The organism is Streptomyces sp. NBC_01224 (genome assembly GCF_036002945.1).
Lineage (GTDB): Bacteria > Actinomycetota > Actinomycetes > Streptomycetales > Streptomycetaceae > Streptomyces.
In genome coordinates this window covers 8645772-8658512 of sequence record NZ_CP108529.1, presented here as the reverse complement: position 1 = coordinate 8658512, position 12741 = coordinate 8645772, and the positions used below count along the sequence as shown (strand labels likewise).

General features: G+C 70.6%; 9 protein-coding genes and 2 pseudogenes. 6 read left to right on the top strand and 5 right to left on the bottom strand.

Annotated features, from left to right (window positions below):
* From OG609_RS39260 to OG609_RS39240, 5 genes are read left to right on the top strand one after another with little or no spacing between them, the layout of a single operon-like run.
* The gene (locus tag OG609_RS39260) at positions 1-603 is read left to right on the top strand and encodes a DUF624 domain-containing protein (protein ID WP_327277167.1); all 603 of its coding nucleotides are present in this window, start codon (positions 1-3) and stop codon (positions 601-603) included.
* On the top strand, positions 600-1679 hold the full coding sequence (locus OG609_RS39255) for a right-handed parallel beta-helix repeat-containing protein (protein ID WP_327277166.1): 1080 nt from the start codon (positions 600-602) through the stop codon (positions 1677-1679). The genes OG609_RS39260 and OG609_RS39255 overlap by 4 nt, the downstream gene beginning before the upstream one ends.
* Positions 1676-2827, top strand: a complete 1152-nt coding sequence (locus tag OG609_RS39250) for an SGNH/GDSL hydrolase family protein (protein ID WP_327277165.1) — start codon at positions 1676-1678, stop codon at positions 2825-2827. The genes OG609_RS39255 and OG609_RS39250 overlap by 4 nt, the downstream gene beginning before the upstream one ends.
* Positions 2828-2837: 10 nt before the next feature.
* The gene (locus tag OG609_RS39245) at positions 2838-5261 is read left to right on the top strand and encodes a polysaccharide lyase 8 family protein (protein WP_327277164.1); all 2424 of its coding nucleotides are present in this window, start codon (positions 2838-2840) and stop codon (positions 5259-5261) included.
* Between the two features lie 4 nt (positions 5262-5265).
* Positions 5266-6240 (top strand): acetylxylan esterase, encoded by a 975-nt coding sequence (locus tag OG609_RS39240; protein WP_327277163.1) that lies wholly within the window; start codon positions 5266-5268, stop codon positions 6238-6240.
* 9 nt (positions 6241-6249) lie between these two features.
* Here the strand turns inward: OG609_RS39240 and OG609_RS39235 are convergent, their stop codons facing one another.
* The 4 genes and pseudogenes from OG609_RS39235 to OG609_RS39220 form a co-directional block, all read right to left on the bottom strand.
* On the bottom strand, positions 6250-7794 hold the full coding sequence (locus OG609_RS39235) for a phytoene desaturase family protein (RefSeq protein ID WP_327277162.1): 1545 nt from the start codon (positions 7792-7794) through the stop codon (positions 6250-6252).
* Positions 7795-7846: 52 nt separating this feature from the next.
* Positions 7847-10090, bottom strand: a complete 2244-nt coding sequence (locus OG609_RS39230) for a serine/threonine-protein kinase (protein ID WP_327277161.1) — start codon at positions 10088-10090, stop codon at positions 7847-7849.
* A 27-nt stretch (positions 10091-10117) separates the two neighbouring features.
* Positions 10118-10406, bottom strand: a pseudogene (locus OG609_RS39225) (oxygenase MpaB family protein); the annotation flags it as partial.
* Positions 10407-10512: 106 nt separating this feature from the next.
* Entirely contained in the window at positions 10513-11388 is an 876-nt protein-coding gene (locus OG609_RS39220; protein WP_327278341.1) for a universal stress protein, read from the bottom strand.
* 504 nt (positions 11389-11892) lie between these two features.
* On the opposite strand from OG609_RS39220, the pseudogene OG609_RS39215 reads away from it, so the two are divergent.
* Positions 11893-12072: pseudogene (locus tag OG609_RS39215) on the top strand (IS1380 family transposase); the annotation flags it as partial.
* Positions 12073-12187: 115 nt separating this feature from the next.
* On the opposite strand, the gene OG609_RS39210 reads toward OG609_RS39215, so the two are convergent.
* Positions 12188-12592: a nuclear transport factor 2 family protein gene (locus OG609_RS39210; protein WP_093897885.1), complete on the bottom strand. Its 405-nt coding sequence runs from the start codon at positions 12590-12592 to the stop codon at positions 12188-12190.
* Positions 12593-12741: the final 149 nt, after the last annotated feature.

Sequence of the window (12741 nt, the reverse complement as noted above, 5' to 3'; positions counted from 1 at the left end):
ATGCAGGCAACCCTCTCGTCCGGCTGGCCGACACTGCTGCGGCGGCTGGAGTTCGTGGCCTACCCGGCCGCCGCCGGGGCCGCGTTCGCCGTGCTGTCGCTCGGTGTCGTGACCTGGCTGCCCGCGCTCGCCGCAATGGGGCACGCCCTGCAGCGGTGGCGGGCGGAGGGTGACAGCCGTTGCTTCACCAACGCGTTCAGCGCCTTCCCGAAGTACTGGCAGGCCCTGTGGCGCCACTGTCTGGCGTCCACCGCGGCAGGGATCGTCCTGAGCGCCAACATCGTCTATCTACTGGGCCGTCCGGAGCCGTGGACGTTCGTACTCCTCGCCGCGCAGGTGGGCATCGCGGCCGCTCTGGTCGTCCATCATGTTGCGCTCGCGGCCGAAGCGGGCCGGTCACCGCACGGGACGGTCCGCACCTGGTCGCGCGGTGCGCTGGCCCTCGGCTTCGGGTCCGCGGCCCGTGGCACCGCACTGCTCGGCGCGGTGATCTCCGCCGCGTTGCTCTCCCTCGTCGTACCGCTGGGGCCCCTGCTCCTCGGCCCCAGCATCCCCGTACTACTCGCTCTGTCCTTCGCAGACCCCAGGAGGCACACCCCATGAGCCGTGTACTACGCACCACTCTCGTCGCCGCGCTCGCCGCGGGCGCCCCGCTCGTCTTCCCCCCGACGTCCGTGGCCGCCGAAGCCGCCACCGCGTACTACGTGTCGCCGTCCGGCAGCGACTCCGACGCCGGTACGTCGGCGAGCGCCCCGCTCGCCACGATCCAGAGAGCGGTCGACCTGGCACCGACGGGCTCGGTCGTGAATCTCGCCGCCGGCACGTACAAGCAGGACGTCGTGACCAAGCGCGCCGGAATCACCATCACCGGCCCGTCGAACGCCGTGGTGAAGGGGGCCGGCGACGCCCGGATCATTCAGGTGCAGCACGACTCGACGACACTCAGCGGTTTCACCGTGGACGGGCTGCACGGATCGTCGACCGATGTGTCGGGGTACCGCCTCAAACTCATCTATGTCATGAGCACAACTCCCGGCAATGGTGTGGGCGGTCTGCGGATCACCGGAATGACACTGAAGAACGCCGCCGACGAATGCCTGCGGGTGCGCTATCTGGTGACCGGCGCCGACATCTCCGACAACACGATCAGCGACTGCGGGGTCAATGACTTCAAGTTCGGCGGCGGCGGCAAGAACGGCGAGGGCATCTACCTCGGCACGGCCCCCGAGCAGCAGGGGGCGAACGGCGCCCCGGACGCGGCCCCCGACATCAGCAGGAACAACCGCATCCACCACAACACCATCGCCACCCAGGGCAATGAGTGCGTCGATGTGAAGGAGAACTCGACCAACAACTACGTCGAGTACAACGACTGCAGCGGTCAGAAGGACTCCAGCTCCGGTGGGCTGGACGCGCGCGGCAGCGGCAACATCCTCCGCTACAACACCATTCACGACAACGTCGGCGCGGGCATCCGGCTCGGCGGCGACACCGCGACCGACGGCATCGACACCAGTGTCTACGGCAACACCATCACCGGTAACGCGGGCGGCGGCATCAAGTTCATGCGCACCCCGCAGGGTCCGGTGTGCACCAACACGATGAGCGGCAACACCGGTGGCGACGCGGTCGGCACCTACGGCAGCGAGTACACGCCGACCGGTGCGTGCCCCCAGTGAGCGGGCGGGGACCCGCGAGACGCGGGGTACTGACGGCGGCGGCCGGGCTGGCGGCGGTCGCCGCGACGGCGCCGGGGGCGCAGGCCGCCGTGGCGTCGAACAGTGGCATGGGCCGGTCGCGCTGGACGACGTCCTGGGCGACCGCGCAGACCGCGCCGACCGCCACCGACGCGGTGGCGAGCGCCGGGCTGACCGACGGCACGTTCACCGCCGACGTACGGCTGTCGGCGGGTGGAACGGTCCGGCTGCGCTACGGGCACGCCTTCGGCACGGTTCCGGTCCTGATCGGCCCTGTGACGGCGGCCGGCCGGCCGGTGACGTTCGGCGGGCGAGCGCAGGCGTGGATCGCCGCGGGTGCCTCGCTGACCAGTGACCCGGTCGCCGGTCTGCGTACCGCCGAAGGGGCGGCTCTGACGGTGGAGACCCGACTCCCCGGCCCCACCGGGCCGCTGTCCTTCCACCGCAACACCCATGCCTCGCACACCGTCGACGGCGTGCGCACCACATCGGTGTTCCTGCTGACGGGTGTCGAGGTGACGGGTGCGCACGGGCCGGTGATCGCGGTGCTCGGCGACTCCATAGCGGAGGGCGTCGGCACACCCGACGACGCCGATCTGCGCTGGCCCGACCAACTGGCCAGGCGCCTTCCCGGTGCGGCTGTCGCCAATCTCGGCATCAGCGGCAACCGGGTGCTGCTGGACGACGCCCGGTTCGGGCCGAGCGGACAGGCGCGCTTCGACCGCGATGTGCTGTCGCTTCCGGGGCTGCGGACCGTACTCGTCCATCTCGGCGTCAACGACCTCCAGCAGCCGCCGAGCCAGACCGATCCGGCGCGGGTCCTTGCCGGGTACCGACAGCTGGTGCTTCGCGCCCGTAACGCCGGGCTGCGGGTGGTCGGCGCGACCATCACCCCGTTCGGGGGCTGGACCCGCTGGACGCCGGAGCTGGAAGCGGTACGGCAGCAGGTCAACGCGGCCGTACGGACCGGCCGGGTCTTCGACGCCGTCGCCGACTTCGACGCGGCACTGCGCGACCCGGAACAACCGTCGCGGATGCTGCCCGCGTACGACAGCGGCGACGGACTGCACCCCAACCCCGCCGGTCATGCCGCGCTGGCCGCGGCCGTCGACCGCCGACACCTTCAGTGAGGGCCGCATCATGAACCCACGCACCACTCCGGGCGCCACCCGGCGCACCGTTCTCGCCGGGGCGGCGGTGCTCGGCGCAGCCGCCGCCCTGCCGCTCACGCTCACCGCGGCTCCCGCGCACGCGGCGGCCGGGGACGCCGTCGTCGATGACGCCGCCTCGCTGCGCACCCGCTGGCACACCCTGCTCACCGGCGGCCCGGGGCTCGACCTGACGGACCCTCAGATCTCCGCAGCCGTGGCCAGGATCGGCAAGGCCGCCACCACCTCGGTGAAGGGCCTCGACCCGACCCGTACCGACGGGCTGTTCCCCGATCTGACCAGCATCACGCTCTCCAACCACGTCACGACATCGTTCAAGCGGCTCGCCACGGTCGCGACCGCGTGGGCCGTGCCCGGCACCCCTCAGTACGGTGACACCGCGCTGCGCGATCTGCTGCTGGCCGGCATCGACTGGATGCTGACGAACCGGTACGGCCCCGGACACACCCGGTTCGACAACGACTGGGACTGGGAGATCGGCTCCGCGCTCGCCCTCAACGACGCGTCCGTGCTGCTGTACGACGCGCTCGGCACGGAGCGGCTGGGCCGGATCAACACCGCCGTACGGCACTACACGCCCGACCCGAACCTCTGGCGGGCCGACCGGCAGATCGCGACCGGCGCCAACCGGGTGTGGATCTCCACCGTCGTCGCCGTCAACGCCGTGCTCAGCGACAACGGTGACGATCTGGCCCGGGTCCGTGACGCTCTCTCGGACGTCGAGGGTTCGGGTGCCAACAGTGTCCTCGCCTTCAACGACGAGGGCGCGGCGGCGGAGGGTACCGGCGAGGGCTTCTACTCCGACGGTTCGTTCCTCCAGCACTACAAGCACCCGTACAACGGGGGGTACGGCAAGGAGCTGCTGAACAACCTCTCCCGGCTGCTGAACCTCCTCGCGGGGACGGCGTGGACGGTCACCGACCCCGATCTCGACAACGTCCGCAGCTGGGTCGACGACGGCTTCGACCCGCTGTTGGCGCGCGGCGATGTGATGGCATCGGTGTGCGGGCGCGAGATCGCCCGCCCCAGCAAGCAGGGCCATGTCTCGGCGCAGACGGTCATCGAAGCGGTGGTGCGACTGATCCCGAGCTTCCCCGGCGAGACGGCCGACCGGTTCACCGCCCTGGTCAAGCAGTGGATCGCCGAGGACACCTACCGGGACTTCCTGGCCGTCACCGACCTCGCCTCGCTCGTCGCCGCCCGGCAGGTCATCGCTTCCCCGGTCCCCGCGCGTGGTCCGCTGATCGCGCACAAGCAGCACCCGCGGATGGACAAGGCGGCCCACCACCGGCCGTCCTTCGCGCTGGGCATCTCCGCGTACTCGTCCCGGATCTACAACTACGAGTCGATCCAGAACGAGAATCTGCACGCCTGGCACCTCTCCGACGGCATGGCCCTGCTCTACACCGACGATCTCGGGCACTACAGCGAGGACTACTGGCCGACCGTCGACCCGACCCGGCTGCCCGGTACCACCGTCATCGCCGGCCGGCCCGCGGACGCGGTGGGGCAGCGCACCACCAGCACGGCCGACTGGGCGGGCGGCACCGCACTGCCCGGGACGACGCTCGGTGCGTACGGCATGGAGCTGTGGGCGTACGGAAGTTCGCTGCACGGGCTGAAGAGCTGGTTCTGCCTGGACGATGTGGTCGCCTGCGTCGGCTCGGGCATCACCTCCGACGCGGGCACGGCCGAGACGGTCGTGGAGAACCGGAAGCTCCGCGACCCGAAGGCAGCCCTGCTCGTCAACGGCACTGCCGCGCCCACGGACGCCGGCTGGTCGGCAGAGCTCGACCAGGTGCGGTGGCTGCATGTCGCCGGGACCGGCGGCTACGTCTTCCCCGAGCCCGCCACGCTCCACGGCCTGCGCGAGGACCGCACCGCGACCTGGCGCGAGATCAACCTCAAGTACGGCACGGACACCCCGGTCACCCGCCCGTATCTGACGCTGTGGCAGGACCACGGCACCGCGCCGAGCGGGGCGGGCTACTTCTGGCTGCAGGCCCCGGCGGCCTCCGCCGAGCGTACGAAGCAGTGGTCGTCCGCGCCTCCGGTGAAGCTGATCGCCCGCTCCACCGCCGTGCATGCGGTACGCCGCTGCGCGGACGGACTGGTCGCCGCGAACTTCTGGACCGCGGGCACCGCGCAGAACCTGGCATCGGACGGTCCCGCCTCGGTGCTCGTACGGCCGGTCGGAAAGACGGTGAAGGTGTCACTGTCCGATCCGACGCAGCTGCGGTCCTCGGTGGTCCTGGACCTGGCGCAACGCGGTCTGACCGTCGTCTCCGCCGATCCGGGTGTCAGCGCCGCACCCACCGGCAACGGCATCCGGATCACCGCCGAGACCGCTGAACGCCACGGTGCAACCCTCAACCTCACCCTGAAGAGGAGCTAGACCCTTGCTGTTCGACATGGATCTGGACCGGCTGCGCGACTACCGGCCGGAACCGGAGGAGCCGGCCGACTTCGACGCCTTCTGGGAGAAGACGCTCACCGAAACGGCCCGCCACCCCTTGGCCGCCGAGTTCGTCCCGTACGACGCCGGCTTCGCGACCGTCGATGTGCTCGATGTGACGTTCCGCGGCTGGGGCGGGCAGCCCGTGAAGGCATGGCTGATGCTGCCGAAGGTGCGCTCCGGGCCGCTGCCCGCCGTGGTGCAGTACATCGGCTACAACGGCGGCCGGGGCATTCCGTACTCCTGGCTGACCTGGAGCGCACTCGGTTACGCGCATCTGGTCATGGACAACCGGGGCCAGGGCGGCGGCGGCAAGAACACCGCGGACACCCCTGACATCGGTCCGGACGGGCACGGCTCGTCCTCCCCCGGCTTCCTGACCCGCGGCATCGAGGACCCGTACCGCCACTACTACCGGCGGCTCATCACGGACGCGGTGCGGGCGGTGGACGCGGCGAAGGCCCATGAGGCGGTGGACGCGTCCCGGGTCGCGGTGCTCGGGGGCAGCCAGGGCGGCGGGCTGGCGCTGGCCGTCGCCGGGCTGCGGGACGACATCGCGGCCGCGGTCGCCGATGTGCCGTTCCTCTGCCACTACCGGCGCGCCTCGCAGATCACGGACGCCGGACCGTACGCGGAGATCGCCCGCTGGCTGTCCGGGCACCGCTTCCGGATCGACGAGGCGATGGAGACCCTGTCCTACTTCGACGGGGTCAACTTCGCGACGCGGGCGACCGCTCCGGCGTGGTTCTCGGTCGGCCTGATGGACAGGATCTGCCCGTCGTCCACGGTGTTCGCCGCGTATCACCGCTATGCGGGTCCGGCCGAGATCGAGGTGTTCACGTACAACGGGCACGAGGGCGGCGCGGAGTACGACCTGCCGCGCAAACGCGACGCGCTGCGCGGCGTGTTCGGACGCTAGCGCAAGAGGTCACCGGCCCAGCGCCGCCATCGCGGCGTTGTGGCCGGGAACCCCGCTGACCCCGCCACCGCGTACGGCGCCCGCCCCGCACAGGAGCACATTGGCGTGCGCCGTCTCCACACCCCACCGGCCGGTGGATTCGGTGGCGTACGGGAAGGCGAGATCCCGGTGGAAGATGTGGCCGCCGGGCAGCCGCAGATCCTGTTCGAGGTCGAGCGGTGTCTTCGCCTCGATGCACGGCTCGCCGTTCTCGTCGCGTGCCAGGCAGTCGGTGATCGGCTCGTCCAGGTGCGCGTCGAGTTCGGCGAGCGTGGCCGTCAGCAGCTCGGTGCGCGTCGCCGCGTTGTCGGCGGCGAAGAGCCGGGCGGGGGTGTGCAGGCCGAAGAGAGTGAGGGTCTGGTAGCCGCGGGCGGCGAGGTCGGGGCCGAGGATCGACGGGTCGGTCAGCGAGTGGCAGTAGATCTCGGACGGCGGGGCGGCGGGCAGTCGGCCCGCCGCCGCGTCCCGGTAGGCGTCGGCGAGCTGCCCGTACCCCTCGGCGATGTGGAACGTGCCGGCGAAGGCCTCGCGCGGGTCGACTGAGTGGTCACGCAGTCGGGGCAGCCGGGTGAGCAGCATGTTCACCTTCAGCTGCGCGCCCTCGGCCGGGGTGGGCGGCTCGTCCCCGAGGAGCGCGGCAAGCGCCTGCGGCGAGGCGTTGACCAGGACCGTGCGGGCCGTGACGACGTGTTCCGCCTCGGGTGAGCGGACGGTGATCTCGGCCCGTGTGCCGTCGGTCTCGATATGGGTCGCCTCGTGCCGTACGCGGATCTGAGCCCCGGCCTCGCGGGCGGCACGGGCGAGGGCGTCGGTGAGCGCGCCCATGCCGCCGACCGGGACGTCCCAGTCGCCGGTTCCGCCGCCGATGACGTGGTAGAGGAAGCAGCGGTTCTGGAGCAGGGACGGATCGTGCGCGTCGGCGAAGGTGCCGATCAGGGCGTCGGTGAGAACGACTCCGCGTACGAGGTCGTCATGGAAGTTCTTCTCGACTGCGACACCGATGGGCTCCTCGAAGAGTGTCCGCCAGGCATCCTTGTCACCGATCCGCTCGCGCAGCGCGTCCCGCGTCGGCAGAGGTTCGGTGAGTGTCGGAAAGGCCCGCTCGGCGACGCGTCGCGTCATGCCGTAGAAGTGCTGCCACGCCTCGTACTCCCGGTCCGAGCCGGTGAGCGCGGCAAAGGAGTCCCGGGTGCGGTCCCCGCCGACGAGCAGCCCGGTGGCGCGGCCGCCGCGCACGGTCGGGGTGTATGAGGAGACGGTCCGCTTGCGTACGGCGAATTCCAGGCCGAGATCGCGGACGATCTTCTGTGGCAGCAGGGACACGAGGTACGAGTAGCGCGACAGTCGGGCGTCGACCCCGTCGAAGGGGCGGGTCGAAACGGCCGCTCCGCCGGTGGTGGCGAGGCGTTCCAGGACCAGGACGGACTGTCCGGCGCGGGCGAGGTAGGCGGCGGCGACCAGACCGTTGTGGCCGCCGCCCACGATCACAGCGTCATAGCTGTCGGGTGCGGGCATGACCCTTCGTAGCACGGGACGATCGCACCTGACCAGAGGCTGTGGTGTCCGCTCAGTGCGGGGACACTCCCCGCCCGCGGCGCAGCGCCGCGACCCGGCGGTACAGCTCTACAGCCTCCGGTCCCCGGCCGAGCTGCTCCAGGCAGTGTGCCTCGTCGTTGCGGGCGGCGAGGGTATCGGGGTGGTCGGCGCCCAGGACACGTTCACGGACCGCGGCGACCTGGCGGTAGACGGTGAGGGCGTCGGCCCAGCGGCCGAGCCACCCGAGGCCGACGGCCACCTCGCGGCGGCTGACGAGAGTGTCGGGGTGGTCGGGGCCCAGGACGCGTTCGCGGACCGCGCACACGTCGCGCGCCTCGGCGAGCGCTTCCTCCCAGCGGGCGAGGCGCCCCAGATTGACGCCGAGGCCGTGGCGGGCGCGGAGCGTCTCGGGGTCGGCGGGGCCGCCTACCCTGGTCCGGTCGTCGACGAGGGCGCGGTACAGCTCCAGGGCCTCCGCGCTGCGGCCCAGGCGGCCGAGGCTGATACCGACCTCGTAGCGGGCGGAGAGCGTGTCGGGATGGTCGGCGCCGAGCGACCTCGACCGGGCCTGGGCGACTTCGCGGTAGGTCTGCAGGGCCTCCGTCCAGCGTCCCAGCCGGCCGAGCGTGTACGCCACTTCGTAGAGCGTGACCAGGGTGTCGGGGTGGTCGGCACCGAGCAGGCGGGAACGGGCCGACGCCACATCCCTGGCCATCTGGTACGAGTCCTCCAGGCGGCCGAGCCGGCTGAGATTGAAGGCGAGGTTGTGGCGGCAGCGCAGGGTGTCGGGGTGGTCGGGGCCCATCGACCGTTCCCTGGAGGCGAGAACGGTCGCGTACACCTGATGGGCCTCGAAGTGCCGGCCGAGCCGGCCCAGGACGTACGCCATCTCCTGGCGGGCCGCGAGGGTCTCCGGGTGGTCGGGTCCCAGGGTGCGTTCGCGCCCCTGGGCGACGCGGCCGAACTCCCGCAGGGCGTCCGACGCTCGCCCGGTGCGGCTGAGGGTGAAGCCGACCTCGTACCGGCTGGAGAGGGTGTCGGGGTGGTCGGGGCCGAGGGCGTGCTCGCGTTCGGCGGCGACCGCACGGTGTACTTCGCCGGCCTCCTCCCAGTGGCCGAGCCTGCCCAGGTCGAGGCCCGCGCTGTGCCGGTTGGCGAGGATGGAGAGCAGTTCCGGCGACGGGGTCGGCCGCTCGGCCCTGACCTGTGGCAGTTCGCCAGTGAGGTGTCGCATGTCGGTGCCGGTGGTCCATTCGCCGGTGAGGCCCGCGGAGTGGTCGGGCGGCACGATCCCGAGGGCGCCGGACGCCTTGTGTCCGGTGGTCATGCCGCGGGTCCAGGCCGGCAGCTCCTGCCCGGGACGCATGACGGGAACGGGCGGCGCGAGCCGTACCTGTCCCGTGGGCTGGAGCTGCGGCTGCTCGCCGGTGCGGCCGACGGCGATCCGCTGCCGCAGGTCGCCCGCGTCGACGGGCCGCTCCTCCGGGGTCTTGGCCAGCAGTTCCAGGACGACGCGGTCGAAGAATCCGGGGAGTTCGGCCCGGTGGCTGCGCAGTGGTTCGGGCTGGGTGTCACGGTGTCCGACGAGAACGGCCCAGGCGTCTTCGAGGTCGAACGGCGGTGCTCCGGTAGCGATCTCGTACAGGACGCAGCCCAGTGAGTAGAGGTCGCTGCGGTGGTCGACATGACCGCCGCTGATCTGCTCGGGCGACATGTAGTGCGGGGTGCCCATGGCGATGCCCGTACCGGTGAGGCGGGAGGTGAAGCCGATGTCGTGGCCCAGCCTGGCGATGCCGAAGTCGCAGATCTTCACCGTGCCGTCGGCCAGCCGCATGATGTTGGCGGGCTTGAGGTCGCGGTGCACGATGCCCTGCTGGTGGGTGTAGCCGAGTGCGTCGGCGACCTGTTCGGCGATGTCGACGATGTCGGGCACCGGCAGCGGATGCTGCTTGTTGTCCTCCAGGAGCTGGCTGAGGTTACGGCCGTCGAGGAGTTCCATCACCAGGTAGAGAACGCCCTCGTGCTCACCGAAGTCGTGGACGACGGTGACGCCGCGGTGCTGGAGCGCGGCGGCGACTCGGGCCTCACGGCGGAAGCGTTCGCGCAGGATGCGGGTGAAGGACTGGTCGTGCTGGTGCCCCATCGGCTTGAGGCATTTGACGGCCACGTGGCGGCCGAGCGACTCGTCGCGGGCGCGCCACACCTCGCCCATGCCTCCGCGCCCGATCAGATCGAGCAGTCGGTACCGGCTCTGGATCAGCCTGGTGTCCGCCATCGCCTGCTGTCGCCCCCGTCGCTTCGCCTACTCCTGTGCCCTCCCCGGCCCGTCCAGTATGGCGGCCCGGCTGCGCAGTTTGTACGGGCTGGGGCGGCTGCCGGGACCGAGTCGGGCCATCGCGTTCAGAATGTGACCGGGCGGGAGTTGCCAGCGGAGCCGGGAGGGAATGCAGCGCGGGGCGGTTCCTGCCTGTGCGCAGACGCCGGTCGACGGTGCGCACAGGTGCCACGGGTCTGCCGTAGAGCTCATGGGCGTACGAGGGCAGTGACTGGTAGGCGAGTGCCGCGACGCGCCGCCACAGCAGTGCGCGCGCCCCGGCACGCCTCTGCGCGCGGGAGAGGCGACACACCGACGCCACCGGGGAACACGGACACGTCGGCGTTCTGTACCGAGTGATCGGCTCCGTACGATTGCTCGGATCAGGCATGGGGGACGACGGCGACAGGGCAGCGCGCGTGATGAATGGCGGCTTGGGCGACTGGGCCCAGGTGTGATGCAGGGGCGGGACGGTGCTTGCGTCGGCCGACAACCAGCAGGGCGGCGCCATGGACGGCCCGTACGACAGCCTTGGCGGGACTTTCGAGAACGATGCTGTCGCTCACCTCCACGAGCGGGAACTTGTCACGCCAGGGGCGGAGGATCTGGTTGAGGTGCTTCTGCGCGTCCCGGGTGATTTCTTCCGTCACGTCGTGATCCACGCCCCAGGGTGCGTATGCGGCCAGCGGCAGGCTTTGGCCATGGACGGCTCGAAGAGGCACGCCTCGCGCTGCGGCGGTACCGAAGGCGAATTCGAGCAGGTCGTCGCTGGAGCCGTGCAGTTTCAGTGCCACCACGACGCCGCCTTCCACAGCTGGAGCGGGTTGTGGCCCCGGCACGCTCGTTCCGGCGCGTACCAGGACCACCGGCCCGTCGGCCCGTGCCACGACGGGCATGCTGATGTCTCCGAGAAAATAGCTCTCGACGGGCACCAGTCCGCGCGAACCGAGCACGATCATCTCGGACTCCGATGCCGCTCGCAGCAGCGCGTGCTGGGCGTCGTCGGCAACCAGGTTGCCGACAATGGGAAGGCCCGGGTGACGCGCCTGGAGCTCCGCCCGTGCCTTGTGCACGATCCGCCTCGCCCAGTAGTTCTGATCCATCTCCGCAGGAACGCGGGTCGGTTCCGGCACCAGCAGAGGCCACGCGTGCAGCAGACGCAGCGTGAGCTTGCGCCGCTCGGCTTCGTCGGCGGCCCACCGGGCAGCAGCAAGGCTCTCGGGTGAGCCGTCGAGGCCCACGGTGACGACTGGCTCCATGGCGACTGCCTCCGTCTCGTAAGTCTCGTACAGCCTCGTAATGGTTGGAATGACCACAAGCGTGTCTGCATGCCCGGCCCGCCGCGTCCCTGTGCCGTTGTCTGTAACCAGCCGGACGAGGGTGAGAGGCAAGCGATGGTGTGAGCATCCGCGCCGACGCGCCGACATCGGCTTCTTCTCGTTCGAGGAGTACCGCAAATCTCCTGGTGCCGCATGCCGACCCCAGGGCGATTTCAAAGTCGGGGCGATCTTGTAGGTGCGCAGCAGTGCGACGATGTCCGGTGGGCGCGCGACGCACGCAACGAAGCTCTGTTGTGCGGGTGATCTTCCCAAGCCGCCCCAGCCCAAAGGAGCTTCGATGTGCCGCCGGTGCGCCACCGTCTGCCTGGTCAAGTCGCCCACCCGTCAGCACCGCGCGATCGTCGGGCTGCCGGACCGGCTTGGGACCCTCGCGGATCCGCGGGTGCCGGCGAGGCGGGCGTCACCCGTTCGTGGCTGTGCTGCGTGGAGCTCCGCCACCGCCGCCGGGCCCGCGCCGAGGACCGCATCCGGGCCGCCCGCGACACCGGCCTGCGCAACCTGCCCCTTCACGGCGCCGCCCACCATCAGGGCTGGCTGGAGGTCGTCTCCCTCGCCTTGGACCTTCTCGCCTGCCTGCCCATGCCGGCCCTCGACGGACCTGCGGGCGACACTCGGGCCCTCGCCACAACCGCAAGACAGAACACGCCCGTCCACAAAAGCCCAGAGCCCCCGTCAGCACGCTGACACGGGCTCATGAACGATCGAGGCCGACCCTGGGTCAGGCCCTGGCGATATTCCTGCCCGGCATAGGCTCCGCGAGTGCTGTCCGCCATTCAGGCGCACCGAAGGCGTCCGCGAAGTACTGCGTCTCGTGCACCACATGCCCGTGGGCAAATTCCATAATGCTCACTGAGTAGGTGGGCACCCCGTCGTACGTGATGACACACTCGCTCACCCACAGATCCCCGCTGCCAACGATCCGGTGGACAGTGAAGTGCCGACTGGCAGGGTGCCCGCCACGTTGCGCCGAAATCGTCGCGCGGCCCCGGAATCGTTCACCTGACTGGGGGTAGTCGAGGATCGCGTCCGCAGCGTAGATGGCGTGCTCGGCTTCGGTATCCCCACGTTCCGATGCCCGCCAGTGTTCCTCGAGTGCGCCCCTGGTTCGGATATCAGGATCCATCGCATTGTCCCTTCTGCAGGCGGCCGGAAGCTATCCGGGGACCTGGGAACGCTTCAAACTTCCTCCCAGGACGCTGGGCCGTTGAACGTAATGGGCAACGGTGACAGCGTAGACCGCCCAACGCAGCGACTCGGCCTCACCGCCCTGGT

Excerpts from the sequence above, each read along its gene's own strand:
- OG609_RS39210 (WP_093897885.1), bottom strand. The coding sequence starts at position 12,592 with ATGGATCCTGATATCCGAACCAGGGGCGCACTCGAGGAACACTGGCGG.
- OG609_RS39260 (WP_327277167.1), top strand. The coding sequence starts at position 1 with ATGCAGGCAACCCTCTCGTCCGGCTGGCCGACACTGCTGCGGCGGCTG.
- OG609_RS39220 (WP_327278341.1), bottom strand. The coding sequence starts at position 11,388 with ATGGAGCCAGTCGTCACCGTGGGCCTCGACGGCTCACCCGAGAGCCTT.
- OG609_RS39230 (WP_327277161.1), bottom strand. The coding sequence starts at position 10,090 with ATGGCGGACACCAGGCTGATCCAGAGCCGGTACCGACTGCTCGATCTG.
- OG609_RS39245 (WP_327277164.1), top strand. The coding sequence starts at position 2,838 with ATGAACCCACGCACCACTCCGGGCGCCACCCGGCGCACCGTTCTCGCC.
- OG609_RS39255 (WP_327277166.1), top strand. The coding sequence starts at position 600 with ATGAGCCGTGTACTACGCACCACTCTCGTCGCCGCGCTCGCCGCGGGC.
- OG609_RS39235 (WP_327277162.1), bottom strand. The coding sequence starts at position 7,794 with ATGCCCGCACCCGACAGCTATGACGCTGTGATCGTGGGCGGCGGCCAC.